The sequence below is a fragment of the Bradyrhizobium sp. 159 genome (genome assembly GCF_023073795.1).
Taxonomy (GTDB): domain Bacteria; phylum Pseudomonadota; class Alphaproteobacteria; order Rhizobiales; family Xanthobacteraceae; genus Bradyrhizobium.
Genome location: NZ_JADPKE010000005.1, coordinates 109,459 through 134,701, shown reverse-complemented (window position 1 = coordinate 134,701; position 25,243 = coordinate 109,459). Strand labels below are relative to the sequence as shown.

The following is a 25,243-nucleotide window of genomic DNA, read 5'->3' as shown; positions in this document are numbered from 1 at the left end:
AGCCCGGAATCCACTGCGATCAGCGGCGCGGATGCGCCGCCTACCTCTTCTTCCACCCGCCCCGTCGCCCCGGCATCCCGCCTGTCGATTTCGGCGCCGGCCCGAACTCCGGTCCCGACTGCCGCGAGTCGGTTGGCTGGATGATCCGGCTGGTGCTGCCGAACGGCTTTGACGGCAGGCTCGGGCTCTCGCGATAGGGCAGCGATTCCGGGCCGTGCATCTCGTCGAGATGCGGCTTGTGCACGCGGGAGCCTTTGCCGCTGCCGGCCTTGAGCGCTGTTGCGGCGCTCTTGTTCTTCATGGCACTGACCGGCAAGTTCGCAGCATCGCCGTACTTCTTCGTGCCCGCATAAGCGCCGGCCTTGCCCTGCACGGTGCGCTGCTTCGCGGTAGGGTCGTCGACCACGGCGAGCTCGGTGGCGCGCAGGCGCTTGACTTCGTCGCGCAGACGCGCGGCTTCCTCGAAGTTCAAATCGGCGGCGGCCTCGCGCATCCTTGTTTCGAGATCGGCAAGCACGGCTTCGAAGTTGTGGCCGATCGAGATGACGTCATCGGTCATGTCGTGGCCGCCAACCTCGACCAGCACGTGGTCGCGCTCGTAGACGGAGTTGAGGATGTCGCCGATCTGCTTCTTCACGCTCTCCGGCGTGATGCCGTTGGCAGTATTGTACTCGACCTGTTTTTCGCGGCGGCGGTTGGTCTCGGCGATGGCACGCTCCATCGAACCGGTCATCTGGTCGGCATAGAGGATCACCTTGCCGTCGACATTGCGCGCGGCGCGGCCGATGGTCTGGATCAGCGAGGTCTCGCTGCGCAGAAAACCTTCCTTGTCGGCGTCGAGAATCGCTACCAGCGCGCATTCGGGGATGTCGAGGCCTTCGCGCAAGAGGTTGATGCCGACCAGCGCGTCGAACGCACCGAGGCGGAGATCCCGGATGATCTCGATGCGCTCGATGGTGTCGATGTCGGAATGCATGTAGCGGACTCGGATGCCCTGCTCGTGCAGATATTCGGTGAGGTCCTCCGCCATGCGCTTGGTCAGCACGGTGATCAGCGAGCGATAGCCGGCCTGCGCGGTGGCGCGGACCTCGCCGACGAGATCGTCCACTTGCGTGCGGGCGGGGCGGATGTCGACGGGAGGATCGATCAGACCCGTGGGGCGGATCACCTGCTCGACGAACACGCCGCCGCTCTCGTTCAGCTCCCAGCCGCCCGGCGTCGCCGACACCGCGATGGTCTGCGGCCGCATCATGTCCCACTCCTCGAAGCGCAAGGGGCGGTTGTCCATGCAGGAGGGCAGGCGGAAGCCGTATTCGGCCAGCGTCGCCTTGCGGCGGAAGTCGCCGCGGAACATGGCGCCGATCTGCGGGATGGTGACGTGGCTCTCGTCGGCGAAGATCAGCGCGTTGTCGGGCACGTATTCGAACAGCGTCGGCGGCGGCTCGCCGGGGCGGCGCCCAGTGAGATAGCGCGAATAGTTCTCGATGCCGGCGCAGCTTCCGGTCGCCTCCATCATCTCGAGGTCGAAGGTGGTGCGCTGCTCCAGCCGCTGCGCTTCGAGCAGGCGGCCCTGATCGTGGAGCTGGTCGAGCCGTTGCTTCAATTCTGATTTGATCGACTTGATCGCCTGCACCAGCGTCGGCCGCGGCGTCACATAGTGCGAGTTGGCATACATCTTGATGAACTCGAGCTCGTCCTGCTTGTGGCCGGTGAGCGGATCGAACTCCTCGATGCTCTCGATGGTGTCGCCGAACAGGTTCACGCGCCAGGCGCGGTCCTCATAGTGCGCGGGGAAGATGTCGATGACGTCGCCGCGGACACGGAAGGTGCCGCGGGTGAAATCGGCCTGGGTGCGCTTGTACTGGAGCGCGACGAGATCGGCGATGAGCTGGCGCTGGTCGATGCGCTCGCCCTTCTTCAGCGCGAAGGTCATCGCGGTGTAGGTCTCGACCGACCCGATACCGTAGATGCAGGACACCGAGGCGACGATGATGACGTCGTCGCGTTCGAGCAGCGCGCGCGTCGCTGAGTGGCGCATGCGGTCGATCTGCTCGTTGATCGAGGAATCCTTCTCGATATAGGTGTCGGTGCGTGGGACGTAGGCTTCCGGCTGGTAATAGTCGTAGTAGCTGACGAAGTACTCGACCGCGTTGTCAGGGAAGAAATTCTTGAACTCGCCATAGAGCTGGGCGGCGAGGGTCTTGTTCGGGGCCAGGATCAGGGCGGGGCGCTGCGTCGCCTCGATCACTTTGGCCATGGTGTAGGTCTTGCCCGAGCCGGTGACGCCCAGCAGCACCTGCGAACGGTCGTTGCGATTGATGCCCTCGACCAGCTCGGCGATCGCAGTCGGCTGGTCGCCCTTGGGCTCATAGGCCGACTTGATCTCGAAGCGCACGCCGCCCTCGGACTTTTCCGGGCGCGGTGGCCGGTGCGGCGTCCAAATCCGCATCGAGCCGTCGTCCTTGCGGAATTCCGGGCGGCCCTCGCGGATCAGCGATTCCAACGCATCCGCGGTGGCCTTGACGCCCAGCGCCTCCATTTTTGAGCGCGGCGGCCGCGCCAGCGCCTCGGCATCGTCTTCTTCTGTTGGCAGCCCGAGCTGCCGCGCCAGTTCCGGATCGAGTGTCGGGATCGTGGCCGAGGTTCCGTAATTGGCCTGCGGCGCCTCGTCGAAGCCTTCGGTGGGTGCGCGCGCTCCAGCCGGCTGCGGATTGGGACGCAGCGGCATCGGCTTTGTAATGTTCTTGGCCGTATCCTGCGGAAACTCCTTCGGCGTCGAGGCGCGCGCGCGATGCGCGGCGGCCTCGCCCCCGGCACGGCGATCGCGCGAATTGTCCGGCGGCGGCTGGAGCCCGGTGCCCGATCCCAGGCCCGCATCGCCGCGATTGATCGCAGGATTGAGCAGTTCGGCCAGCGCCGGCCCGATCGGCTGCACATCGGGGCGATGCGCCTTCGAGTTCGGAGCCTTGGTCTTCGGGGATTTGCCGGATTTTTCGGAGGATGCAGGTTTCTTCGCCATAAGGCGAATATGGGACGAGTCCGCCTCTCAGGAAAGGGCGAATGCCCGCCGCTATGCAGCCTGCTGACAGCAGGTTGGCAGCAGGCTTGGCGTCACCCCGCCGGCAGCGGCCCCTCGTCATCCTCAGCCGCGATATTCGGCTCAAGGATGTCCAGATGGATGCCGCCGCAATCGGTGCAGCGCATGGTCCAGTACTCGCATCCAGCGCGACCGCCGATCACACGGAGCACCATGAGATCGCCGTCGCATTCCGGGCAGTTGGACAGCACGGCGCGCGCATAGATCCGCGGCCGCACTGAGCCGATTTCGGTGATAGACATGACCGGTTCCCCCTTGCGGCGCCCCGCCGCTGGTCCGCCCGCGGACGCTATTCGTCGTCGCTGTCGGCCCGGCGGCGGAAGCGATCGATGTGTTGCTTGGCATCGGCAATCGCGGCGTCGCGGTCGGGCCAGGCGAAGCCGACTTCCATGGCGGGAAACAGCACGCCGTCGATTGCAAGCGGGCTGAAATCGGCGCGCCGGATGCGGGCGTGCCACAGTCCTTTTCCAGCTTCGAAGGATTCGATGTCAAAGCCGTCGTAGAGGGTCGTCATTCTTGTCGGTCCCACGTTTTTTTGTCAGAGGGTCAGGGGACCACATTTGCGAATCCCGGGATGTGAAGCCGTTCACAAGCCGCGAGGCTTTTTTGCCGAGCGCGTCAGTTCCGCGCCGCAGCACGACCGAGTCGCCGCGCCGGACGCGCCGGTTCCGACGCCGCGCGCATGATCCAGCGGCGAAACGCGGCGAAGTCGCGTTGCTCGGTCTGGAAGCTGCGATAGAGCAGGTACCAGCGCATGCCTTTGGGCACCGAGAGATCGAACGGCGCCACCAGCCGTCCGGCGGCGAGATCGTCGTCGATATAGGGTCGAATGCCCATGGCAACGCCGAGTCCGTCCGCGGCGGCCTGCAGCGCCTGACCGTAGAACTGGAACTCGGGCCCGCGCGCGTTGATGCGCGCCAGGTTCGCGGCCTTGATCCAGAGCGGCCAGTCCTCCGGCGAATGCGCGACGCGGATCAGGCTCGGTCCCCTGAGATCCGTCGGCCGCTTCAGGCCGCTCGCAAGGCGCGGCACGCAGACCGGCGTGAGGTCGCCCGCGAACAGCGGCTCGGCGACGAGGCCGGGCCAGTCGCCGGTGCCGAGCTTGATGCCGCAGCTCCAGTCCTCGCCGAACGGCACCGAGGCCCCGCCGGTGGTGAAGCGCACCTCGATGTCGGGCTCCTCGCTGCGAAACTCTGACAGGCGCGGGATCAGCCAGCGCATCGCAAAAGTGTGGCCGACGCCGATGGTGAGCACGCGCATGCTGGAGGGCGCCGTCACCTGCGCGGTGAGGCTCGCCAGCGCATCGAAGATCGGCGTCAGCCCGCTTTGATAGGCGCGGCCGGCCTGCGTCAGCACGAGCTTGTTGGCCTTGCGCTCGAACAGCGCGAGGCCGAGGCGCTCCTCCAGCAGATGCACCATGCGGCTGACGGCAGCGGCCGACACGTTCAGCTCGAGCCCGGCCGCGGCAAAGCTGCCGGTCCGCGCCGCCGCCTCGAATGCCTTGATGCCGTTGAGAAACAGCAGCCGCCGCAAATGCCCGACCCTCAGGAAAGCTGATGCCAGGCCAAGATAACTCAGTTTGCACGTGGCGAGCAAGCGAGGCACAAGAACGAGTGTAATTCTAAGTTGATTTCGGGCAGCCGCAGCGCTCTTCGCTTCTCGCCGCAAGCGAGGCGAGGGAGCGCCAGCAGCCTGCGTCCCTTACCTATGTTGAGGAGAATCCTTTCGTGGCGCCCATCGTGATCGCTGCCCTTGGCATGCTGATGGTCGCCACCGCGTTCCTGTCCGGGCTGTTCGGCATGGCGGGCGGGCTGATCCTGATCGGCGTGTTGCTGGCATTGATGCCGCTGCCGGCGGCCATGGTGCTGCATGCGATCACGCAGATGGCCTCGAACGGCTGGCGTGCGTTTTTGTGGCGCGCGCATATCCGCTGGCGCCCGGTCGCGAACTATCTCGCCGGCTGCGCGGTCGCGCTCGCGGCCTGGTCGCTCACGCGCTACGTTCCGGACAAGCCGGTCGCGCTGCTGCTGCTCGGCATCACGCCGTTCATGGCGCGGCTGCTGCCGTCAAACATCAAGCCCAACCCCGACAGCGTCTGGCAGGGCTCGGTCTACGGCTCGATCTGCATGGGCTTGATGCTGATGACCGGCGTCTCCGGCCCGCTGCTCGACACCTTCTTCCTCGGCGGCGATTTCGGCCGGCGCGAGAAGGTGGCGACCAAGGCGATGTGCCAGCTGGTCAGCCATTTCACCAAGCTGGTCTATTTCGGCGGCATCATCGACCAGGCGGCGAGCCTCGATCCCGTCCTCGCCGGCGTCGCGATCGCAGCATCGATGCTCGGCACCACACTGGCGCGCCGCATCCTTGAAGCCATGACCGACCAGCAATTCGTAGCCTGGTCGAACAAGCTGATCACCACCATCGCCTCATCGCCTATGGCGGCTGGCTCCTGCTGCGTACGGAGGTCGCGGTCGCCTTCGACAAGGGAGGTTTGCAATGAGGGAGACCGCCGATCCGCTGGTGCTGGATTTCGTCGAATGGGTCGCACGCGAGCCGCGCGCCTATGCCGAGGTGATCGCGACCTGGAAGACCTCGTGCCCGCGCCTTACCATCTGGGAAGACGCCACTGAGCGCGGCTATGTCGCGCGGAAGACGGTGCCGGGAATCGGGCTGATCATCGCAGTGACGGAGGGCGGCGAGAAGCTGCTGCGGACGAACCGGCGGTGATGCGCACTTCCGTCTCGACATCGCCATTGCGAGCGTAAGCGAAGCAATCCAGAATGTCTCTGCCGCGGCAGCCTGGATTGCTTCGCGGAGCCTGTCATCGGGCCGCGCTTCGCGCGGCCCCGTTGGCTCGCCATGACGGAGCAAGCGGAGGCCTCTCATGTCACTCAAACTCTACGAACTCGTCGGCACCGACGCAGCGCGCCCGTTCAGCCCGTATTGCTGGCGCACGCGGATGGCGCTCGCGCATAAGGAGCTGACGGCGGAATCGCTGCCCTGGCGCTTCACCGAGAAGAGCGCGCTTGCGCCGCATGGCTCCGAGAAAGTCCCGGTGCTGCTGCATCACGGCAAGCCCGTGGTCGATTCGTGGACCATCGCGAATTATCTCGAAGACAGTTTTCCGGATCGTGCATCGTTGTTCGGCGGCGAGGGCGGTCGCGCGATGGCGCGCATGATCAATACCTTCGGCGACATCGCCATCGTCGGCGGCATCTTTCCGTTGATCGTCGCCGACATCCCGAAGAACCTCGCCGAGGTCGACGCCGCCTATTTCCGCCAGTCGCGCGAGGCACGCTTCGGCGGCAAGTCGCTGGAACAGGTCATGGCCAGCCGCGATACCGGCGTGATCGCGTTCCGCAAGTCGCTGGAGGTGATGCGGCAGACATTGAAGAAGCAGCCCTATCTGGGCGGCGCCGCTCCCAACTACGCCGACTATATCGCGTTCGGCGGTTTTCAATGGGCGCGGGTGGTGAGCCCGTTCAAGCTTCTGGAAGCCGATGATCCGGTTTATGCGTGGCGGGAAAAATTGCTCGACGCGTTCGACGGCATGGCGCGCAGGTCGCCGGGATTCGCGGTGTAGGGTAGGCTCCCTCCATCGTCGTCCTGGCGACGCCAGGCCCATCTCGCGTGATCTATCGATCGTTTGCGGTACGGTACCGAACGGGGAATTTTCGTGGCGTGCTCGCCGGGGTAATGGGTCCTCCCGGCTCACGACACGGAAAGCGTGGTCGGCTCTCGTGCCTAACGAGCAGCACTCGCCGCCGCCTGCCGCAAACATGCCCGGCACAAACAATCCTCGCCCTCGACTGGCATTGGCAGTCTTGCCGTCTCCTCCGCGCACCAGCAGCTGCCCGAGAGGTCGCAGCCAAACTCGGCGCCGCAGCGGGAGCAGGCGAGGCGGCGGGATTCTGGCAACGCAGATTCTTGCTGATTTGTCATGATTTACGTCGAAGCTAGGCCGTCATTTTCATGTCGGGTTCATTGGCCGCTGCGGTATATTATGCCTTGCGCACGGACTCGGAAAGCGGCTCCCGGCGCGCGAAGGACAGACCGATGGCCCGTGATTCGCAAGCCGCCCTCGTTGCGCTCAACCGCTTCGGCTTCGGCGCCCGCGGCGGCGCGTCCGGCGATCTCATCGATGCCGCCTCCGACCCGCGCGGTTTCGTCAAGGCAGAGCTCGCGCGTCCCAATGGCGTGCTGCTGGAAGCGCCGGGTCTGCAATCGACGCCGCAGCTCGGGCAGGCGGTGTTCGCCTATCAGGACGAGGTCAAGCAGGCGCGCGAGGCCGCCAAGGCCACGGCGGCCGCTGAAACGCCGACACAAGCGTCTGCCGATCAGAAGCCCGCCCTGCGCCGCAATCTCTCGCTGAACGCAGCCGCAAGCGAGGTCGCCGGCCAGATGGCGGATGCGAGACCAGCGGACAACGCGGCGAAGCCGGAGGCCATGCAGCCCAGCCCCGGCGCGCCGCCCGCCGCAAAGCCCGCGCCGCAGCCGCTCAACGTCATCCAGAAGACATTTCGCGCCGAGGCGCTGGCGCGGTTGCAGCGGGCCACCCTCGTCGAGTGCGGCTTCACCGAGCGACTCGTCGTGTTCTGGTCCAACCATTTCTGCATCTCCGCGAGCAAGGGCGAGCTGGCGCGGATCTGGGCCGGCGCGTTCGAGCGCGAGGCGATCAGGCCGCACGTACTCGGGCGTTTCGCCGACATGCTCAAGGCGGTCGAGCAGCATCCGGCGATGCTGTTCTTTCTCGATAACCAGCAATCGCTCGGACCGGATTCGCGTGCGGGGCAAAACCGCAAACGCGGGCTGAACGAGAATCTGGCGCGCGAGATCATGGAGCTGCATACGCTCAGCGTCGGCGGCGGCTACACGCAGGACGATGTCACCTCGCTCGCGCGCATCATCACGGGCTGGACCTTCGCCGGCCGCCAGGGGCAGCTGGGGGCGCCCGGCTCCTTCGTGTTCAACGTCAATGCGCATCAGCCGGGGCCGCAGATCCTGCTCGGCAAGACCTACGGCCAGGCGGGCCTCGCGCAAGGCGAGGCCGCGCTCGCCGACCTCGCGCGCCATCCCTCGACCGCGAATTTCATCGCCACCAAGTTCGTCCGCCACTTCGTTGCTGATGATCCGCCGCCGTCTCTCGTTGCGCGTTTGCGCGACATCTTCGTCAAGACCGATGGCGACCTCAAGGCGCTTGCTATGGCGCTGGTCGATTCCGACCAAGCGTGGAGAGCGCCGCTGACCAAGATGCGCTCGCCTTACGATTTCCTGGTCGCGAGCGGCCGGCTGCTCGCGCGCGTGCCGGAGGATCCGAGCCGTTATCTCAATGGCCTCAACCTGCTCGGGCAGCCGCTATGGTCGCCGGCCGGGCCCAACGGCTTTCCCGACACCAATGCAGCCTGGGCCGCACCCGAGGGCATGAAGCTCAGGCTCGATATCGCGGCGCAAATCGGCTCGCGGCTCGGCAACACCATCGATCCGCTCGACCTGCTGGAATTCGCCGCAGCCGATGCGGCCTCCATCGAGACGCGACGAACCATCGAGCGCGCGGAGTCGCGGCAGCAGGCGCTGGCGCTGCTGCTGATGTCGCCGGAAATGCAGCGGAGATGACAATGATCGACTGCGTCGAGAACCGGCTCCTCGCCTCGCGCCGCGGGCTCCTGCTCGGCGGCGCCTCTTTCGCGGCCTGGGCCTACCTGCCGAAATTCGCACGCGGCGCCGACGGGCACGATCCGCGCCTGGTCGTGGTGATCCTGCGCGGCGCGCTCGACGGGCTTTCGACCGTTGCCCCGATCGGCGACCCCGATTACGCCGGCCTGCACGGCTCGATCGCGCTCACGGCTGACGGCGCACACCCCGCGACCATGCTCGATAGCTTCTTTGCGCTGCATCCCGCCATGCCGGAGTTCGCACGCATGTACCGCGACAAGCACGCCGCGGTGATCCACGCCGTTGCAACACCGTATCGCGATCGCTCGCATTTCGACGGCCAGGACGTGCTCGAAAGCGGCTATGCCGGCCCGGGCCGGGTGCAGTCCGGTTGGCTCAATCGCGCGCTGGAAGTGCTACCGCGCGGCGAGCGGGTATCGAGCGGCCTCGCTGTCGGCCCGACCACGCCGCTGGTGCTGCGCGGCAATGCGCCGACCGTCGGCTGGGCGCCGGTCGCGCTGCCGCAGGCCGACGACGACACTGCAATGCGCCTCGTCGAGCTCTACCGCCATCGCGATCCCGTGCTGGCGACGGCCTTGGCGCAAGGCCTTCAGCTCGACAAGGCCGCAAGCGGCGACGACATGAAGCCGAAGGGCGGCAACGCAGCCGCGCAGATGCGCCAGGTGGCGCACGGCGCGGCAAGATTGATGGCGGCCGACGATGGTCCGCGCATCGCGGCGCTCGCCTTCGACGGCTGGGACACACACGCCAATGAAGGCGGGCCTGTGGGGCGTCTCGCCTTCCTGCTCGGCGGCCTCGACGGCGCGCTCGCCGAATTCGAAAGCGGGCTCGGCGAACGCTGGCGCGACGCGGTGGTCGTCGTCGCCACCGAGTTCGGCCGCACCGCGCGCATCAACGGCACTGACGGCACCGATCACGGCACGGGAACGATGGCGCTGCTCGCCGGCGGCGCGGTGAAGGGCGGCCGCGTCATCGCCGATTGGCCCGGCCTCAAGCTTGCCAACCTCCACGAAGGGCGCGACCTCAAGCCGACTACCGATCTGCGCTCCGTGATCAAGGGCGTGCTGCAAGGACAATTTGGCCTGTCCGATCGCGTGCTGGCGGAGACGGTGTTTCCAGACAGCGCCGCCGCAAAGCCGATGAAGGGGCTGGTGGCGTAATAACAGCCCGTCATTCCGGGGCGCGTAGCGCGAACCCGGAATCGCAAAATGGATACCGGGCCCGCGCCTTGCCGCGCGCCCCGGAATGACGCGATAATGATGCGACATCAGGAGATCACCGCAATGTACATCGCCATGAACCGGTTCCGCGTCGCCAAGGGCTCCGAGGCCGCTTTCGAGCAGGTCTGGCTCACGCGCGACACTCATCTGGACAAGGTGCCGGGCTTCGTCGAATTCCATCTGTTGAAGGGTCCCGAGCTCGAAGACCATACGCTCTACGCCTCGCACACGGTGTGGGCGAATTACGCGGCGTTCGAGGCGTGGACCAAGTCGGAGGCATTTCGCGCGGCGCATCACCGGGCTGGCGACAACAAGCCGATCTATCTCGGCCATCCCCAGTTCGAAGGTTTTGAGGTGATGCAGACGGTCGGGCGCGGCGCCAAGTGACGCTGCCATAAAAAATGCGGCCCCTGTCAGACGCGGCGACTGACGGGGACCGCTTGGGGCGCTTGATCGGTGACGGGGGGCCTGACCAGACGCAGGTGCAGCGTAGTTCCGCTGTGTTACGCGCGGGTGACAGGCAGGAATTATCCACAGGCGCTGCCTGCGAGATTAGAATATCTTGCGATAGACGATGAAGCCGGACCGCTCCGCGAGCTTGTCGTACAGTCGCTGCGCGGTGACATTGGTCTCGTGCGTTTGCCAATAGACGCGCGGCGACCCCGCCAGTTTCGCCCGCTCATACACACCATAGATCAGCGCGGAGGCAACTCCCTTGCCGCGCGCGGCCTCGCGCGTGAACAAATCCTGCAAATAGCAGGACGGCTCGATCGCGGTGGTGCTGCGATGGAAGAGATAATGCGTCAGTCCGAGCAATTGGCCGTCGCTCTCGGCGACCAGCGCATGCACCGGCTCATAGGCGTCGAAGAAACGCTGCCACGTCATGCGCGTGATCTCTGGCGCGAGCGCGGTCGGGCCCGAACGGCCGTAGAAGGTGTTGTAGCCGTCCCACAGCGGCAGCCATTGTTCGTAATCCTGCTTCGTGACGGAGCGAATGGTGAGGGACATCTGAAATTCCTGGGCTCGGAGGATGCGAACGGCCGGTGAGGCATCCTTGATACGAGATTATCGCGCTGCCGATCAATCCTGCTGTCGCATCACTCTGCAAGGCGCAAAGAGCGGATCAGCCTTCGGTTCGCCGGATCGCGCAGCGAGCGGTAGTAGTCGGCACGCGCGGGCGCGTCGGTGTGGCGTACGAGATCGGTCACCGGCGTGTAGCTCAGCATGCGGCCGCCGTCGGGCAGCGCGGTGCAGACGAAACGCAGCACCTCGCCATTGCGCAAGGCGATGTTGATCGGCCTGGCATCGCCGATCCGCACCATCTCCATGCGCTGCGCGATGAAGGTGCCGAGCTCGTCCTCGGGCAGCTCGAACGCGCCGGTATCGCGGCCGTGATACATCAGCGCGATGAAGGGCGGCTTGCGGTCGGCGATCTGGTCGGGCACCGCAAAATAATCGCGGAACGCGCGGTTGATGAATTCGGCTCGGGTCTCGGCATCGAGCAGCACGACGCCGATATCGATCTGGTCGAGCGCGGCCGACAAGCGCGCGGCGGTAGCGTGGCTCTGGCGCTCGCCCGCGAACGTGCCGAGCAGCCGCTCGCGCATCAGGCCGGTGACGGCTGCGGTGCCGGCGGCCATGATTGCCAGCAGGCCGAGCCGGACCAGGTCTGCGATGCCGTATCCGGAGACGCCATGCTGGTTAAGGAAGAGCAGCGCAGCGCCGGCGACCGCGATGGCTGCGCTGGTCATGGCGGAGGCGAGACCCGACAGCGCACCGGCCAGCGCCACGATGCAGACCAACAGCGGCGCAGGGGAGGGAGTGGGGATGAAGTGATCGAACAGCATCGCCAGCAGCAGCGTCGCTGCCGTCAGCACCGGACCGGAGATCGCACGCCACCCGAGCCGCATGGGCCAGTCTCGCTCCTCCTGAACGAGGCAACGCAGCAACACTGGCTCATCGTTGCGCTGATGCGATGCGATTTCGCGCGGCGCGCTTAAGAGACCCTTGCCGCGGAGCGCAAATCTTTCGGATGATTTTAGACCAAGTGCGAGTGCCTGAGGCGCTGTTGCAGCGACGGTGCATTCAGCGTCGAGGTGCCCGAGCTCTTGCGCATGCCGGTGAAAATCAACAGCGACGCCGCGACCAGGATGGCCGCAGTCAGCGTGATTGCAACGACTACCACAGGTGACTTCATCGAGGTCCTGTCGCAATGCCGGTCGGCAAGGGCCACACGGCGGCTTGAAGGCTGGTCCAGGATGAAACGGGAATCAGATCGGCAGGCCCATTGCCATGGTCGCCTTGGTCGACATGACCGTCAGCGTGACGATCAGGCACAGCGAGAGCGCGGCGACGGCGAGCGAGGCCGCGACCGCATTGGTCAGCCGGGAAGACGCGACGGTGGCGGATCGGCCCTGGAAGCCTGCCGTGCCGGACGCCCGAGTCATGGGTCTAAATCCTTCAACACGCGAGCGAATCACCCGCGACGCGGGACAATTTCACCGTTTCAACGGGCAACATTGCGGCGGCCGTCGCGCCGAAAACGGCGAGATTGCGGCAAAGACGACCCTTGTGCCCGCTATTCGCCAGCGGGGACTAGCCTGTCAGGCGCCCACGGCGATGCTGGCGGGGTCGTCGACGTCGGCCGGGCGCCAGTCCATCGTGACGAAGCCGGGCGCAGATTCGACGCGCTTCAGCCAGTCCCGGATCGCCGGGAAGGTCGAAAGGTCGAAATCGCAGCGGTCGGCGAGGTGGGTGTAGCCGTAGAGCGCGATGTCGGCGACCGTCAGCTGGCGCGCGGCGAAATAGGCGTTGGTCTTGAGATGGTTCTCCATGACCTGGAGCGCGCCATAGCCGCGCTCCATCCAGTCCTCGAGCGAATGGGTCTGGAGATCGCGGCCGCCCTTGACCAGCGACAGCCAGAAATAGGCCGCGCCGATGTTGGGCTCGAGCGCGTGCTGCTCGAAGAACATCCATTGCAGCGCCTCGGCGCGGTCGATGCGGTTCTCTGGCGCGAGCGGCGTGCCGACGGCGACGTACCAGAGGATGGCGTTGGACTCGGCGAGATAGCGGTCGCCGCCGACCTCGAGCAGCGGCACCTGGCCCGACGGGTTCTTCGCCAGAAAGTCCGGCGTGCGGCTCTCGCCGCGCAGAATGTCGACCTCGATGGCTTCGTAAGGCACGTTGAGCAGCGCCAGCGCAAGGCGGACCTTGTAGCTGTTGCCGGAGCGCTGCATCGAATAGAGTTTGTACATTCTGGGAGTTCGTTTCCGAGGACGGGAAGGCGCGGCGCTGGCTGCCCTGCAGCGCGGCTAAACAATGATGCCGATGCGAATCCGCTGCAAGAGCCAGCCAATAGAAAAACTCGAAATCCCTACCGCACTGCAACGCCACGAAAGATCATTTCCGCGCGACCGCGCAAACGAGATCACGCTTGCGTTAGAGCACGGGCGCGTTGCGTCGGGCATTCGTGAGGTCGGCGACGATCGCATGCGATTTGGATGCAGCGCGCCGTCATGCCCGGGCTTGTCCGAGGCATCCACGTTCTTCGTGCGCGCGGCCAGGTGTAGATGGCTGGGACGCGGCTACGCCAAGGCTTCGCCATTTGGGCCGGCGAAACTTCAGACGACGGCAAGCGCGCCATGAGAAAACTTCGGCCGGAAGCGACAAATTGCTCCGAGGACAAGCCTTGCCGGATATGAGGGATTTGGCTGGCAAAGTTGCGGAACATTGCGGTAATCGCGCCTCGAAGCGCGGGAAATCCGTAAACTTCTTCGAGATCGGGCCGAAGTTTCTTGCGGTGCAGCGGCTCCCGTTTTAGGGTGGCTCATTCCCACAATCGGAGTCGTGAGGCGAAGGGCTTCACGACGCTTGTCAGGAGATGACGATGTCCTTCCTTGCCGCTGCGCTCGACCGTGTGAAGCCGTCCGCGACCATCGCGGTCACGGATAAAGCACGCGCGCTGAAAGCGGCGGGCCGCAACGTCATCGGCCTCGGCGCCGGCGAGCCCGATTTCGACACGCCCGCCAACATCAAACTGGCGGCGATCCGCGCTATCGAAGCCGGCAAGACCAAGTACACTGCGGTCGACGGCATTCCCGAGTTGAAGGAAGCCATCATCGCCAAGTTTCAGCGCGAGAACGGCGTCGTCTACAAGCCGAACCAGATCATCGTCGGCACAGGCGGCAAGCAGGTGCTCTACAACGCGCTGATGGCGACCATCAATCCGGGCGACGAGGTGATCATTCCCGCGCCCTATTGGGTCAGCTATCCCGAGATGGTGGCGCTCGCCGGTGGCGAGCCGGTACCGGTGGTCTGCACCGCTGCGACAGGCTTCAAGCTTCAGGCGGAGGCGCTGGAGCGCGCGATCACGCCGAAGACCAAATGGGTGATCCTGTGCTCGCCGTCGAACCCGACGGGAGCTGCCTACACCAAGTCCGAGCTGAAGGCGCTCACCGACGTGCTGCTCAGGCATCCCCACGTCTGGGTGATGACCGACGACATGTACGAGCATCTCGTCTATGACGACTTCCAGTTCACCACGGTCGCGCAGGTCGAGCCGAAACTCTACGACCGCACACTCACCGTGAACGGCGTGTCGAAGGCCTATTGCATGACCGGCTGGCGCATCGGCTATGCCGGCGGCCCGGCGCAGCTGATCAAGGCGATGTCGACGATCCAGTCGCAGTCGACCTCGAACCCGTCGTCCATTGCGCAATGGGCTGCGGTCGAAGCGCTGAACGGTCCGCAGGACTTCATCCCAGCCAACAACAAGGTGTTCAAGGAGCGCCGCGATCTCGTCGTCTCCATGCTCAATCAGGCCAAAGGCATCGAGTGCCCGCGGCCGGAAGGGGCGTTCTACGTCTATCCGTCCTGCGCCGGCACGATCGGCAAGACCGCGCCGTCGGGCAAGGTGATCGACAATGACGAGACGTTCGTCACCGAGCTGCTGGAAACCGAAGGCGTCGCCGTGGTGCAGGGGTCGGCTTTCGGCCTGGGACCGGCGTTCCGCATCTCCTATGCGACCAAGACTTCGGACCTCGAAGACGCCTGCAAGCGCATCCAGCGCTTCTGCGGCAATCTGCGGTAAGCGCGCAGCAACGACGTGAAATCAAAGGGCCCGCGGTTAGTGGGCCCTTTTTCTGTCGCGTCCGCGCGAGCTGGCCCCACCACAACTATTGTGGCATAGACCATCATGCGGCGTGTGCCGCGCCTTCCTGCTCGCACCCCATCATCGCCGGAGACGTTTCATGCGCCGTTCGTTCCTCCTCTCCGGGCTCGCAGCGGCAAGCCTCGTTGTCTCCGTCGCTGCCGCCGGCGCGCAGCAGCGGATGGCACGGGTCGGCGTGCTCGAGTGCCGCGGCGGCGCCAGCGTCGGCTTCATCGTGGGATCGGTGACCCATCTCGGCTGCGTGCTGCGCGCCGATGGTCTACCCGACGACCGCTACGTCGCGACCATCCGCAAAGTTGGTCTCGACATCGGCATCACCCAGGAGACGGCGCTCGCCTGGGGCGTGTTCGCGCCGGTCGACCGGCTCGGCCCCGGCGATCTCTCCGGCAATTACGCCGGCGCGCAGGGCAGCGCCTCGGTCGGCGTCGGCCTTGGGGGCAACGTGCTGGTCGGCGGCTCCAACAATTCGATCGCCCTTCAGCCGCTCAGCGTGCAGGGCCAGGTCGGCCTCAACGTCGCCGCCGGTCTGGAGAGTCTGGAACTCCGTCCGGGCCGCTGATTGCCGTCAATTCTAACTGCACCGGCGGCGGCTCGCCTCCCCCGTCGCGGAGAGGTGGAACGCTCGGGCCGATAGTCGTACCAATCGTCAAGAGTTGAAGTCTTGATCGAGCCGACGACGCACCGCAGCGACGTTTGATGCTTGCCAAATCTCGGGGACGGGCAGAGCATCTGCGCTTGCCGACCCAATCATGGGCCGAGCTCCACAAAAAAGGAGGCGGCGAATGGGACAGGACGTCAGAAGTCCCCGAGGTCCACGGTGCATTGCGCTAGTGGGCCCATTCCAAAGCGGTAAAACCACGCTTCTCGAAGCAATCCTAGCGCGAACGGGCGCAATCCCCCGCGCCGGCAGCGTCGATGCCGGAACTTCTGTCGGTGACGCCACGCCCGAGGCCCGTCATCACAAGATGACCGTCGGCCTGACTGCCGCCACCACGACCTTCATGGGCGACAGCTACACCTTCCTCGACTGTCCCGGTTCCGTTGAATTCGCCTATGACATGCGCGCCGTGCTGCCTGCGGTCGACGCCGCGGTCGTGGTTTGCGAGGCCGACGAGAAGAAGCTGCCGCAGCTTCAGATCATCCTGCGCGAACTGGAAGAGCTGAAGATCCCGCGTTTCCTGTTCCTCAACAAGATCGATCGCGCCACCGAGCGCGTCCGCGAGAGCCTCGCAACGCTACAGCCCGCCTCACGCGTGCCGCTGGTACTGCGCCAGATCCCGATCTGGAAAAGCGAGCTGATCGAGGGCTTCGTCGATCTCGCGCTCGAGCGCGCCTTCATCTATCGCGAACACAAAGCCTCCGAGGTGATCGCGCTCGAAGGCGGCAATCTCGACCGCGAGAAAGAGGCCCGCTTCTCGATGCTGGAGAAGCTCGCCGATCACGACGATGCGCTGATGGAGCAGCTTCTCGAGGACATCCAGCCGCCGCGCGATGCCGTGTTCGACGATCTCGCCCGTGAATTGCGCGAAGGGCTGATCTGTCCGGTACTGCTGGGCGCCGCCGCGCGCGAAAACGGCGTGCTGCGCCTGATGAAGGCGCTGCGCCATGAGGCGCCGGGCGTCGCGGAGACCGCAAAACGTCTCGGCGTTCCCGAGACCAAGGATGCGCTCGGCTACGTCTTCAAGACGTTGCATTCGCAGCATGGCGGAAAATTGTCGCTGACGCGGCTGCTCGCCGGCCATCTCGACGACGGCGCCACGCTGCAATCCTCTTCCGGCGGCGCGGGGCGCATCTCCGGCATCCTCGCCGTCAATGGCGCCTACGACACCAAGCGTGCCTCGGCCGAAGCCGGCGACACCGTCGCGCTCGCCAAGCTCGATCCCGTGAAGACCGGCGACACTGTCTCGAGCGGCAAGACCCCGCCGGCTGCGCTCGTCACCGTGGAGCCGACGCCGCCGGTGCTCGCGATCTCGATCGCGGCGACCGATCGCAAGGACGACGTGAAGCTCGGCCAGGCGATGGCCCGCCTGCACGAGGAGGATCCATCGCTGGTGGTCGTGCAGAACGCCCGGACCCACGACACCGTGCTGTGGGGCCAGGGCGAAATGCATCTGCGGGTCGCCGGCGAGCGGCTGCGCGACCGCTTCGGCGTCAAGGTCACCTCGCACCCGCCCGCGATCGGTTATCAGGAGACCATCCGCAAGCCGATCGTCCAGCGTGGCCGCCACAAGAAGCAGTCCGGCGGTCACGGCCAGTTCGGCGACGTCGTGCTCGAAATCAGGCCGCTGCCGCGCGGCGATGGCTTCAAGTTCGCCGAAAAAGTGGTGGGCGGCGCGGTGCCGCGCAATTACATCCCCGCGGTGGAGGAAGGCGTCGTCGACGGATTGGCGCGCGGCCCGCTCGGCTTCCCTGTCACCGACGTGCAGGTGACGCTGACCGACGGCTCCTATCACAGCGTCGATTCCTCCGACCTCGCCTTCCGCACGGCGGCACGGATCGGGCTCAACGAGGGCCTGCCGCAATGCCAGCCGGTCTTGCTCGAGCCGATCCACATGGTCGAGATCGTCTGCCCGACCGATGCCACCGCCAAGATCAACGCGATCCTGTCGGCGCGGCGTGGCCAGATCCTCGGCTTCGACACCCGAGACGGCTGGAGCGGCTGGGACTGCGTCCGCGCCATGATGCCGGAAGCCGAGATCGGTGAGCTGATCGTCGAGCTGCGCTCGGCCACCGCCGGCGCCGGCAGCTTCACCCGCCAGTTCGACCACATGGCCGAAGTGACCGGCCGCGCCGCCGACCAGATCATCGCCGCTCATCAGCACGCGGCGTGATCTATTGGGGAAGCACAGTCCCCTTACCCTCTCCCCGCCCTTGCGCGGAGAGGGCGAGGGGAGACGCTGGCTTGTCAACCTTTATTGATTGCAGAGAGACAGACATGGGCAGCCCATGAAACCCTTGCGGTTGGCCCCGAATGATGTATTTTGCATCATTGTATATGCTCCAGATATCATTTATAGATTCTGATACGTGAGGCCACGGTGATCACGTCGTTCCAGATGCGGGCAGCGCGCGCGCTGCTCGGCATTGACCAGAAAACCCTGGCCGAACTCGCCGGCGTTTCGCTGCCGACCATCCAGCGGATGGAAGCCAGCACCGGCAATGTTCGCGGCGTGGTCGAGACCCTGATCAAGGTGGTCGAGGCGTTCGATCGGGCGGGCGTCGAGCTGATCGGCGAGCAGGCCCGCAGCGACAGCGGCGGGCGCGGCGTTCGCCTCAAGCAGCCGGGGCCGCCGCGGCGGGTGGGGGCATGATCGGGCGTTGATCATGCTCGGGATCAGGATGGGCTAGCGCATCGTCGCACCTCGGCAACACGGGACGCACGATGCTTCGGAGCATCGTGGGGCATGAGCATCACAAGCGATCACGCGGGCAGACTGCATCAGCTTCGCCGGCCGACTTTTGCCGAATTATACTTGCCAAAGCTCGTCACCGTCTGGCGTGAGGGATACGGCGCCGCGGACTTTCGCGCCGACGTCTTCGCCGGCCTCACGGTCGCGATCGTGGCGTTGCCGCTGTCGATGGCGATCGCGATCGCATCGGGCGTGACACCGGATCGCGGCCTCTACACCGCCGTTATCGGCGGCTTCATCGTGTCGCTGCTCGGCGGCAGCCGTTTCCAGATCGGCGGACCCGCGGGCGCTTTCATCGTCCTGGTTGCGGTGACGGCCGAGCGGCACGGCGTCGAGGGCGTCATCCTCGCCACCCTGATGGCGGGGCTGTTCCTGGTCACGGCGGGCCTGTTGCGGGTCGGCACCTACATCAAGTTCATTCCCTATCCCGTAACCGTCGGCTTCACTGCCGGCATCGCCGTCATCATCTTTGCGAGCCAGCTCCGCGATCTCGGCGGCATCACGCTTGCGGGAAAAGAGCCCAGCGAATTCGTCCCGAAACTCGTTGCGCTCGCCGGCGGCCTCAACACCGTCAATCCAGCCGCCGTCGCGGTCGCGATCGTCAGCATCGTCATCATTGGCGTGTTGCGTCGCTGGCGGCCGTCCTGGCCCGGCATCCTGATCGCGGTCGTGTTTGCGGCGGTCGCAACTGCCGTATTGTCGCTGCCGGTCGAGACCATCGGCTCGCGCTTCGGCGGCATTCCGCGCGAGCTGCCGTCGCCAGCGCTGCCCGCCTTCTCGCTTGAGAAGGCAAGGGCCGTGCTGCCGGATGCGATTGCGTTCGCGCTGCTGGCGGCGATCGAATCGCTGCTATCGGCAGTGGTGGCCGACGGCATGACCGGACGCCGCCACCGTTCCAATTGCGAGCTGGTGGCGCAAGGCGCCGCCAATATCGGCTCGGCGCTGTTCGGCGGCATCTGCGTCACCGGCCTGATCGCGCGCACCGCGACCAATATCCGCGCTGGCGCGCGCGGGCCGCTCGCGGGGATGCTGCACGCGTTCTTCCTGCTGTTGTTCATGCTGATCGCGGCGCCGCTCGCAAGCTACATTCCGCTGGCTGCGCTCGCCTCCGTGCTCGTGGTCGTGGCCTGGACCATGGCGGAGAAGCACGAATTCGCGACGCTGCTGCGCTCGTCATGGGGCGATGCCGTCGTGCTGCTCGCGACCTTCCTGCTCACGATCTTTCGCGATCTCACCGAAGGCATTCTGGTCGGCTTCGCGCTCGGCGCGGTGCTGTTCATCCACCGCATGGCGGAGACGACGGGCATCGAGGAGCGCACGCCGCTCGTGGCCGCCGATCGTCCCGACGACGGCAACGGTTCGCGCATTCCCTACGACCCCGCGCTTGCGGTGGACCGCGACGTGCTGGTCTATCGCATCACCGGCGCGTTCTTCTTCGGCGCCGCCTCTGCGATCGGAAGCGTGCTCGACGGCATCGCCGACCGGCGCAAGGCCTTCGTGGTCGATTTCGCCGCGGTGCCGTTCCTGGACTCCACCGCGGCGAACGTGCTCGGGCGCGTCGCCGCGAGGGCTCATCGCCAGGGCATCAGGCTGTTCATCACGGGCGCCTCGCCAGCGGTTCGCCGCGCGCTGCTCACCCATGGCGTGACGCCGCCCCGCGCGCGCTATCGCCAGAGCCTCGAGCGCGCCATTGCTGACATCAAGAGCTCTGCAGCCGATGAGGCTGCTGCGAGCTGACGGCGCCGTGGCGATGCGGCGCTCGTGCGCTTGACAGAGCCGTCGGGACGCGAAATGGATCGCCTTCCATATCGCTTGAGGGAAGGACGACCGTGACCAGGGCTCCCGCCGCTTGTCTGATCGGATGGCCGGCGGCGCATTCGCGATCGCCGCTGATTCATCATTACTGGCTGCGCACGCTCGGGATCGAGGGCGGCTACGTCATCGAGGCTGTCCCGCCCGAGGATTTGCGTGACTTCGTGCTGCGGCTGTCGCTGCGCGGCTTCGTTGGCGCCAACGTCACCATCCCGCACAAGGAGGACGTGCTGGCGCTGTCGAAACCCGATGCGCGCGCAACGGCTGTGGGTGCCGCCAATACGCTGTGGTTCGAAGACGGCGAGCTGCACGCGACCAATACCGACGTCGAAGGCTTCATCGGCAATCTCGACGCCAGCGCGCCCGGCTGGAATGCGGCTGAGGAGGCGCTGGTCCTCGGGGCTGGCGGCTCCTCGCGCGCGGTCGTGTTCGGCCTGCGTGAGCAAGGCATCAAGCGCATCCATCTCGCCAATCGCACCATCGCGCGGGCGGAGACGCTGGCAAGTCTCTTTGGGCCAAAGGTGCATCCTGTGACATGGGACAGCATCAACGACGTGCTGCCGCGTGCAAAACTTCTCGTGAACACGACCTCGCTCGGCATGCACGGCCAGCCTCCGCTCGATATCGATGTGGCGCGCCTGCCGGAGGCGGCGGTGGTCGCCGATCTCGTTTATGTCCCGCTGGTGACGCCGCTGCTTGCGGCAGCCAAAGCGCACGGGCTGAAGACCGCCGACGGGCTCGGCATGTTGCTGCACCAGGCGGTGCGCGGCTTCGAGCTGTGGTTCGGCCGGCGTCCTGAAGTCACCACCGAGCTGCGCGCGCTGGTCGAGGCCGATCTCACAAAGACTTGAGAGAATGGCGCGGCTGTTCCGGAGTTCTATCTCCGTGGGGACAACCGGAGACCGCCATGTCTGTTCAACGCGCAACTTTCACACGTCCACTTCTCGCCATCGCGATGGTGACCCTCTCGACCTACTGCGCCACCGCCCAAAAAGCGCCGGTGCCGACGCGTGTGCGCGGCACGATCGAGAACGTCAATGGCGACACCATGCAGGTCAAGTCGCGCAGCGGCGAAGATTTCAAGCTTCACATCGCCGCTGATGTGAACGTCTCGGGCATCACCAAGATCTCACTCGCCGACATCAAGCCCGGTTCGTTCATCGGCGCCACCACCGTGCCGGGGCCGGATGGCGGCCAGAACGCGGTCGAGGTCCACGTGTTTCCGGAGAGCATGCGCGGCACCGGCGAGGGCTCGCGGCCCTGGGACCTCAAGCCCAACTCCAGCATGACCAATGCGACGGTCGCCGAGAGCGTGGTCGGCAATGACGGCCACACGCTGCTGGTCAAGTACAAGGACGGCGAGAAGAAGGTGTTCGTTCCCGACAACACCCCGGTGGTGACCTTGGTGCCCGGCGACAAATCCGATCTGAAGACCGGTGCCAAGGTCATCGCCTTCATGAAGCAATTGCCGGACGGCTCTTTCGAGACCAACCGCGTCAGCGTCGGCCGCGACGGCCTCACGCCGCCAATGTGAGGGGAGAGCGGTCGCCTCCGCCGGGACGAGGCTGTTAGTGTTGCTGCATCTCGCCGAGCAAGGGGCAAAGGCGCGCTCGCGCCGTGCCCACGTCTTCTCTCAACTTGGAACGAAGGTCGCCACGCTTCCGCCTTCGCTCGTCGAGCTACGGTGGACAAGCGCCCTGCCCACCCAAGACGCTACGGTGCTGCCGCAATGATATGATCGTCGATCTCGTCGATCCGGTTGACGCCGCACAGGCCCATGGTGGTGAGCAGCTCCTTCTGGATGATGTCGATCGCCTTGGCGACGCCGGCCTGGCCGCCAGCCCCCAGGCCATAGGCATAGGCGCGGCCGATCATGCAGGACTTGGCGCCGAGCGCGAGCGCGCGCATCACGTCCTGGCCGGAGCGGATGCCGCCGTCGAACATGATCTCCATCTTCTCGCCGACCGCGTCCGCAATCTCGGGCAGCACCTCGATCGATGACGGCGCGCCGTCGAGCTGCCGGCCGCCATGGTTGGAGACGACCAGGGCCTGCGCGCCGGTCTTGGCGGCTTCCTCGGCATCCTCGACGTCCAAAATGCCCTTAAGGATGAGCTTGCCAGGCCAGATGCTGCGGACCCACTCGACGTCCTTCCAGTTCAGCGAGGTGTCGAACTGCGACGCGGTCCATTCGGCGAGGCGGTTGAGATCCTCGGTGTTCTTCACGTGGCCGGCGATGTTGCCGAACGTGCGGCGCTTGCCTTGCAGCACGCCGGAAACCCAGGCCGGCTTGCTGGCGAAATCCAGCAATTTCGATAGCGACCATTCCGGCGGTACCGTCATGCCGTTCTTGATGTCGGCGTGGCGCTGGCCGATCACCTGAAGATCGACGGTCAGCACCAGCGCGCTGCACTTCGCTGCGATGGCGCGCTGGATCAAGTCCTTGATGAAGCCGCGGTCCTTCATGACATAGAGCTGGAACCAGAACGGCTTCTCGACATTGGCGGCGATGTCCTCGATCGAGCAGATCGACATCGTCGATTGCGTGAACGGGATACCGGCGGCCTGCGCGGCGCGGCAGGCATGGATCTCGCCGTCGCCATGCTGCATGCCGAGCAGGCCGACGGGCGCGAGGATCAGCGGCATGGTCGAGGGCTCGCCGAGGATTGTGGTCGAGGTGTCGCGTTTGGAGACGTCGACCAGGATGCGCTGGCGGAACTTGATCGCCTGCATGTCCTCGCGGTTGGCGCGCAGCGTCTCCTCGGCATAGGAGCCGCGGTCGCAATAATCGAAGAACGCCTTCGGCACGCGGCGCTTATGCAGCGCACGGAGATCGTCGATACAGGTGATGTGCTTCATGATCGTTTCCCCGGCCCGTCTTGCATCGGATGATTTCGGGGTCATCTAGCATGGTTGGATGCACAGCCAAATCGTTTGCCAGACCGTTTTGCAGGAGGGCGCCATGACGAGGCCGCACGCCGGACCTTCGCCGGAAGAGACCAAGGAGAAGCGCGCCCTCGAGGAAGCGCTGGAAGAAGGTCTGGAAGAGACCTTTCCCGCCTCCGATCCCGTCAATGTCACCCAGCCGCCGCCGAGCCGCGGGGACGGGCATGTGAAGCGCACCGGCTAGGGACAGGTTCCGTTCCCGTTCCGGCTTCCCAGTTCGGAAATATAATGTAACAATACGTTATCAGGGCAGCGGCGTGCCCGGTTCCGTAATGATTTATCATATTTTTTGAAGCCAACTTAGCCGCGATGGCTTTATAAGTGCTCGGCAAATCAGGGATGCGGGGCCCTTTCGGGCAGCCCGTGGTTGTAGAGGGGTCCCTGGTTGTTGCCTGGGGGACGATATGAGCCGCAAATATTTCGGGACGGACGGGATTCGGGGCCGCGCCAACGGACTGATCACGCCGGAGCTCGCGCTCAAGGTCGGCCAAGCCGCAGGGCTTGCGTTTCAGCGCGGTGACCATCGCCATCGAGTCGTGATCGGCAAGGACACCCGCCTGTCCGGCTACATGATCGAATACGCGATGGTCGCGGGCTTCACTTCGGTCGGCATGGACGTGCTGCTAGTCGGCCCGATGCCGACACCGGCGGTCGCGATGCTGACCAAATCCATGCGGGCCGATCTCGGCGTCATGATTTCGGCTTCGCACAATCTGTTCGAGGACAACGGCATCAAGCTGTTCGGCCCGCAGGGCTTCAAGCTCTCCGACGACGTCGAGAGGCAGATCGAGCAGCTGCTCGATGAATCCCTCGACAAGCGTCTCGCACAGAGCGCGAGCCTGGGGCGCGCCCGCCGCATCGACGGCGTGCATGACCGCTACATCGAATTCGCCAAGCGCACGCTGCCGCGCGATCTGTCGCTCGACGGCCTGCGCGTTGTGATCGATTGCGCCAATGGCGCCGCCTACAAGGTGGTGCCGGAAGCGCTATGGGAATTGGGTGCGGATGTGGTGCCGATCGGCGTCGAGCCCGACGGCTTCAACATCAACAAGGAATGCGGCTCCACCTCGCCGGAAGCCTTGTCGAAGAAAGTGCGCGAGATGCGCGCCGACATCGGCATTGCGCTCGACGGTGACGCCGATCGCGTCATCCTGGTCGACGAGCGCGGCCATCTGGTCGACGGCGACCAGCTGCTCGCGGTGATCGCGCAAAGCTGGAAGGAGGACGGCCGGCTGTCGCGGCCGGGCATCGTCGCCACCGTGATGTCCAATCTCGGCCTCGAGCGCTTCCTCAACGGGCAGGGGCTCGATCTCGTCCGCACGCCGGTCGGCGACCGCTACGTGCTCGAGCAGATGCTGAACGGCGGCTACAATCTCGGCGGGGAGCAGTCCGGCCACATCATCCTGTCCGACTACGCGACCACCGGCGACGGCTTCGTTGCGGCCCTGCAGGTGCTGGCGGTGGTGCAGAAGCTGCGCCGCCCCGTCTCCGAAGTCTGCCACCGCTTCGATCCGCTGCCGCAGATCCTGAAGAACGTCCGCCACAAGGGCGGCAAGCCGCTCGACGATTCCGACGTCAAGTCGGCGATCTCCGACGGCGAGAAGCGCCTCAACGGCCACGGCCGCCTCCTGATCCGCTCCTCCGGCACCGAGCCCGTGATCCGCGTCATGGGCGAGGGCGAGGACCGCATCCTGGTCGAGGACGTCGTCGACACTATCGTCTCCGCGCTGGGCCAGGCGGCGGCGTAAGGGCTCTTCCTTCTCCCCTTGTGGGAGAAGGTGGCGCGAAGCGCCGGATGATGGGTTCTATCCTCGCCCCCAACTGCTAGAGAGACTCGCGGAGGCAGACCCCTCACCCGTCTCGCCGCTGACGCGGCGATCCACCCTCTCCCACAAGGGGAGAGGGTAAGACCCGCGCA

Annotated in this window: 25 protein-coding genes and 1 pseudogene; 15 read left to right on the top strand and 11 right to left on the bottom strand. The window is 65.6% G+C overall.

The features are described 5' to 3' along the window. Nucleotides 1-40 precede the first annotated feature (40 nt). The 4 genes from uvrB to IVA96_RS01105 all read right to left on the bottom strand — a co-directional run bounded on the left by uvrB (nucleotide 41) and on the right by IVA96_RS01105 (nucleotide 4,630). Nucleotides 41-3,019, bottom strand: a complete 2,979-nt coding sequence (gene uvrB, locus IVA96_RS01120) for an excinuclease ABC subunit UvrB (protein ID WP_247415023.1) — start codon at nucleotides 3,017-3,019, stop codon at nucleotides 41-43. A 92-nt stretch (nucleotides 3,020-3,111) separates the two neighbouring features. Then, entirely contained in the window at nucleotides 3,112-3,339 is a 228-nt protein-coding gene (locus tag IVA96_RS01115; protein WP_247415021.1) for a hypothetical protein, read from the bottom strand. A gap of 47 nt (nucleotides 3,340-3,386) precedes the next feature. Further along, nucleotides 3,387-3,611 carry a hypothetical protein gene (locus IVA96_RS01110; RefSeq protein ID WP_247415019.1) on the bottom strand — a complete coding sequence of 75 codons (225 nt, stop codon included), beginning with the start codon at nucleotides 3,609-3,611 and terminating at the stop codon, nucleotides 3,387-3,389. Nucleotides 3,612-3,715: 104 nt separating this feature from the next. Beyond that, on the bottom strand, nucleotides 3,716-4,630 hold the full coding sequence (locus IVA96_RS01105; protein ID WP_247415017.1) for a LysR substrate-binding domain-containing protein: 915 nt from the start codon (nucleotides 4,628-4,630) through the stop codon (nucleotides 3,716-3,718). Nucleotides 4,631-4,824: 194 nt separating this feature from the next. Here IVA96_RS01105 and IVA96_RS01100 point away from each other — a divergent pair. The 3 genes and pseudogenes from IVA96_RS01100 (at nucleotide 4,825) to IVA96_RS01090 (ending at nucleotide 6,680) form a co-directional block, all read left to right on the top strand. Continuing rightward, nucleotides 4,825-5,597: pseudogene (locus tag IVA96_RS01100) on the top strand (sulfite exporter TauE/SafE family protein). Then, nucleotides 5,594-5,824, top strand: coding sequence for a hypothetical protein (locus IVA96_RS01095; protein WP_247415015.1), 231 nt, complete (start codon nucleotides 5,594-5,596; stop codon nucleotides 5,822-5,824). The pseudogene IVA96_RS01100 and the gene IVA96_RS01095 overlap by 4 nt, the downstream one beginning before the upstream one ends. A 157-nt stretch (nucleotides 5,825-5,981) precedes the next feature. After that, nucleotides 5,982-6,680: a glutathione S-transferase family protein gene (locus IVA96_RS01090; RefSeq protein WP_247415013.1), complete on the top strand. Its 699-nt coding sequence runs from the start codon at nucleotides 5,982-5,984 to the stop codon at nucleotides 6,678-6,680. 161 nt (nucleotides 6,681-6,841) lie between these two features. Here IVA96_RS01090 and IVA96_RS01085 read toward each other — a convergent pair whose 3' ends face one another. Next, complete coding sequence (locus tag IVA96_RS01085) at nucleotides 6,842-7,039, bottom strand: cysteine-rich CWC family protein (protein ID WP_247277521.1); 198 nt, start codon at nucleotides 7,037-7,039, stop codon at nucleotides 6,842-6,844. Between the two features lie 114 nt (nucleotides 7,040-7,153). Here IVA96_RS01085 and IVA96_RS01080 point away from each other — a divergent pair, with 114 nt between their 5' ends. The 3 genes from IVA96_RS01080 to IVA96_RS01070 all read left to right on the top strand — a co-directional run bounded on the left by IVA96_RS01080 (nucleotide 7,154) and on the right by IVA96_RS01070 (nucleotide 10,377). Next, complete coding sequence (locus IVA96_RS01080; RefSeq protein WP_247415011.1) at nucleotides 7,154-8,710, top strand: DUF1800 family protein; 1,557 nt, start codon at nucleotides 7,154-7,156, stop codon at nucleotides 8,708-8,710. Beyond that, nucleotides 8,707-9,930, top strand: a complete 1,224-nt coding sequence (locus IVA96_RS01075) for a DUF1501 domain-containing protein (protein WP_247415010.1) — start codon at nucleotides 8,707-8,709, stop codon at nucleotides 9,928-9,930. The genes IVA96_RS01080 and IVA96_RS01075 overlap by 4 nt, the downstream gene beginning before the upstream one ends. Before the next feature lie 123 nt (nucleotides 9,931-10,053). Beyond that, nucleotides 10,054-10,377, top strand: a complete 324-nt coding sequence (locus IVA96_RS01070; protein ID WP_247415110.1) for an antibiotic biosynthesis monooxygenase — start codon at nucleotides 10,054-10,056, stop codon at nucleotides 10,375-10,377. Nucleotides 10,378-10,542: 165 nt separating this feature from the next. Here IVA96_RS01070 and IVA96_RS01065 read toward each other — a convergent pair whose 3' ends face one another. The 5 genes from IVA96_RS01065 to IVA96_RS01045 form a co-directional block, all read right to left on the bottom strand. Then, nucleotides 10,543-10,998, bottom strand: coding sequence for a GNAT family N-acetyltransferase (locus tag IVA96_RS01065; protein ID WP_247415008.1), 456 nt, complete (start codon nucleotides 10,996-10,998; stop codon nucleotides 10,543-10,545). Nucleotides 10,999-11,087: 89 nt separating this feature from the next. Beyond that, nucleotides 11,088-11,900: a PAS-domain containing protein gene (locus IVA96_RS01060; RefSeq protein WP_247415006.1), complete on the bottom strand. Its 813-nt coding sequence runs from the start codon at nucleotides 11,898-11,900 to the stop codon at nucleotides 11,088-11,090. 128 nt (nucleotides 11,901-12,028) lie between these two features. Then, a complete protein-coding gene (locus tag IVA96_RS01055) occupies nucleotides 12,029-12,187 on the bottom strand; it encodes a hypothetical protein (protein ID WP_247277516.1) in 159 nt (52 codons plus the stop codon). A gap of 73 nt (nucleotides 12,188-12,260) precedes the next feature. Continuing rightward, on the bottom strand, nucleotides 12,261-12,437 hold the full coding sequence (locus IVA96_RS01050) for a hypothetical protein (RefSeq protein WP_247277515.1): 177 nt from the start codon (nucleotides 12,435-12,437) through the stop codon (nucleotides 12,261-12,263). A 156-nt stretch (nucleotides 12,438-12,593) separates the two neighbouring features. Beyond that, nucleotides 12,594-13,244, bottom strand: a complete 651-nt coding sequence (locus tag IVA96_RS01045) for a glutathione S-transferase family protein (RefSeq protein ID WP_247277514.1) — start codon at nucleotides 13,242-13,244, stop codon at nucleotides 12,594-12,596. Nucleotides 13,245-13,876: 632 nt separating this feature from the next. On the opposite strand from IVA96_RS01045, the gene IVA96_RS01040 reads away from it, so the two are divergent. From IVA96_RS01040 to IVA96_RS01010, 7 genes are all read left to right on the top strand, one after another. Continuing rightward, entirely contained in the window at nucleotides 13,877-15,079 is a 1,203-nt protein-coding gene (locus IVA96_RS01040; protein ID WP_247277513.1) for a pyridoxal phosphate-dependent aminotransferase, read from the top strand. 160 nt (nucleotides 15,080-15,239) lie between these two features. Next, nucleotides 15,240-15,719 (top strand): DUF992 domain-containing protein, encoded by a 480-nt coding sequence (locus IVA96_RS01035; protein WP_247277512.1) that lies wholly within the window; start codon nucleotides 15,240-15,242, stop codon nucleotides 15,717-15,719. 223 nt (nucleotides 15,720-15,942) lie between these two features. Continuing rightward, the gene (locus IVA96_RS01030; protein ID WP_247277511.1) at nucleotides 15,943-17,991 is read left to right on the top strand and encodes an elongation factor G; all 2,049 of its coding nucleotides are present in this window, start codon (nucleotides 15,943-15,945) and stop codon (nucleotides 17,989-17,991) included. Nucleotides 17,992-18,198: 207 nt separating this feature from the next. Then, on the top strand, nucleotides 18,199-18,471 hold the full coding sequence (locus tag IVA96_RS01025; protein ID WP_247277510.1) for a helix-turn-helix transcriptional regulator: 273 nt from the start codon (nucleotides 18,199-18,201) through the stop codon (nucleotides 18,469-18,471). Between the two features lie 93 nt (nucleotides 18,472-18,564). Further along, complete coding sequence (locus tag IVA96_RS01020) at nucleotides 18,565-20,307, top strand: SulP family inorganic anion transporter (protein WP_247277509.1); 1,743 nt, start codon at nucleotides 18,565-18,567, stop codon at nucleotides 20,305-20,307. Nucleotides 20,308-20,399: 92 nt separating this feature from the next. Beyond that, on the top strand, nucleotides 20,400-21,233 hold the full coding sequence (locus IVA96_RS01015) for a shikimate dehydrogenase (RefSeq protein ID WP_247277508.1): 834 nt from the start codon (nucleotides 20,400-20,402) through the stop codon (nucleotides 21,231-21,233). Nucleotides 21,234-21,289: 56 nt separating this feature from the next. Then, the gene (locus IVA96_RS01010; protein WP_247277507.1) at nucleotides 21,290-21,916 is read left to right on the top strand and encodes a hypothetical protein; all 627 of its coding nucleotides are present in this window, start codon (nucleotides 21,290-21,292) and stop codon (nucleotides 21,914-21,916) included. 179 nt (nucleotides 21,917-22,095) lie between these two features. Here the strand turns inward: IVA96_RS01010 and IVA96_RS01005 are convergent, their stop codons facing one another. After that, nucleotides 22,096-23,238, bottom strand: coding sequence for an alpha-hydroxy acid oxidase (locus tag IVA96_RS01005; RefSeq protein WP_247277506.1), 1,143 nt, complete (start codon nucleotides 23,236-23,238; stop codon nucleotides 22,096-22,098). A gap of 103 nt (nucleotides 23,239-23,341) precedes the next feature. Here IVA96_RS01005 and IVA96_RS01000 point away from each other — a divergent pair, with 103 nt between their 5' ends. Together IVA96_RS01000 and glmM are read left to right on the top strand one after the other, a co-directional pair. Next, entirely contained in the window at nucleotides 23,342-23,509 is a 168-nt protein-coding gene (locus IVA96_RS01000; protein ID WP_247277505.1) for a hypothetical protein, read from the top strand. A gap of 220 nt (nucleotides 23,510-23,729) precedes the next feature. Further along, nucleotides 23,730-25,073, top strand: coding sequence for a phosphoglucosamine mutase (gene glmM / locus IVA96_RS00995; protein ID WP_247277504.1), 1,344 nt, complete (start codon nucleotides 23,730-23,732; stop codon nucleotides 25,071-25,073). The last annotated feature ends 170 nt before the right edge of the window (nucleotides 25,074-25,243 follow it).

Bases quoted from the DNA above. Each gene is read 5' to 3' on its own strand.
- IVA96_RS01110 (WP_247415019.1), bottom strand. From the start codon at position 3,611: ATGACGACCCTCTACGACGGCTTTGACATCGAATCCTTCGAAGCTGGA.
- IVA96_RS01045 (WP_247277514.1), bottom strand. From the start codon at position 13,244: ATGTACAAACTCTATTCGATGCAGCGCTCCGGCAACAGCTACAAGGTC.
- uvrB (WP_247415023.1), bottom strand. From the start codon at position 3,019: ATGGCGAAGAAACCTGCATCCTCCGAAAAATCCGGCAAATCCCCGAAG.
- IVA96_RS01020 (WP_247277509.1), top strand. From the start codon at position 18,565: ATGAGCATCACAAGCGATCACGCGGGCAGACTGCATCAGCTTCGCCGG.
- IVA96_RS01040 (WP_247277513.1), top strand. From the start codon at position 13,877: ATGTCCTTCCTTGCCGCTGCGCTCGACCGTGTGAAGCCGTCCGCGACC.
- IVA96_RS01055 (WP_247277516.1), bottom strand. From the start codon at position 12,187: ATGAAGTCACCTGTGGTAGTCGTTGCAATCACGCTGACTGCGGCCATC.
- IVA96_RS01070 (WP_247415110.1), top strand. From the start codon at position 10,054: ATGTACATCGCCATGAACCGGTTCCGCGTCGCCAAGGGCTCCGAGGCC.
- IVA96_RS01000 (WP_247277505.1), top strand. From the start codon at position 23,342: ATGACGAGGCCGCACGCCGGACCTTCGCCGGAAGAGACCAAGGAGAAG.
- IVA96_RS01010 (WP_247277507.1), top strand. From the start codon at position 21,290: ATGTCTGTTCAACGCGCAACTTTCACACGTCCACTTCTCGCCATCGCG.
- IVA96_RS01095 (WP_247415015.1), top strand. From the start codon at position 5,594: ATGAGGGAGACCGCCGATCCGCTGGTGCTGGATTTCGTCGAATGGGTC.
- IVA96_RS01115 (WP_247415021.1), bottom strand. From the start codon at position 3,339: ATGTCTATCACCGAAATCGGCTCAGTGCGGCCGCGGATCTATGCGCGC.
- IVA96_RS01050 (WP_247277515.1), bottom strand. From the start codon at position 12,437: ATGACTCGGGCGTCCGGCACGGCAGGCTTCCAGGGCCGATCCGCCACC.
- glmM (WP_247277504.1), top strand. From the start codon at position 23,730: ATGAGCCGCAAATATTTCGGGACGGACGGGATTCGGGGCCGCGCCAAC.
- IVA96_RS01005 (WP_247277506.1), bottom strand. From the start codon at position 23,238: ATGAAGCACATCACCTGTATCGACGATCTCCGTGCGCTGCATAAGCGC.
- IVA96_RS01035 (WP_247277512.1), top strand. From the start codon at position 15,240: ATGCGCCGTTCGTTCCTCCTCTCCGGGCTCGCAGCGGCAAGCCTCGTT.
- IVA96_RS01080 (WP_247415011.1), top strand. From the start codon at position 7,154: ATGGCCCGTGATTCGCAAGCCGCCCTCGTTGCGCTCAACCGCTTCGGC.
- IVA96_RS01075 (WP_247415010.1), top strand. From the start codon at position 8,707: ATGACAATGATCGACTGCGTCGAGAACCGGCTCCTCGCCTCGCGCCGC.
- IVA96_RS01060 (WP_247415006.1), bottom strand. From the start codon at position 11,900: ATGCGGCTCGGGTGGCGTGCGATCTCCGGTCCGGTGCTGACGGCAGCG.
- IVA96_RS01030 (WP_247277511.1), top strand. From the start codon at position 15,943: ATGGGACAGGACGTCAGAAGTCCCCGAGGTCCACGGTGCATTGCGCTA.
- IVA96_RS01085 (WP_247277521.1), bottom strand. From the start codon at position 7,039: ATGACAAATCAGCAAGAATCTGCGTTGCCAGAATCCCGCCGCCTCGCC.
- IVA96_RS01065 (WP_247415008.1), bottom strand. From the start codon at position 10,998: ATGTCCCTCACCATTCGCTCCGTCACGAAGCAGGATTACGAACAATGG.
- IVA96_RS01090 (WP_247415013.1), top strand. From the start codon at position 5,982: ATGTCACTCAAACTCTACGAACTCGTCGGCACCGACGCAGCGCGCCCG.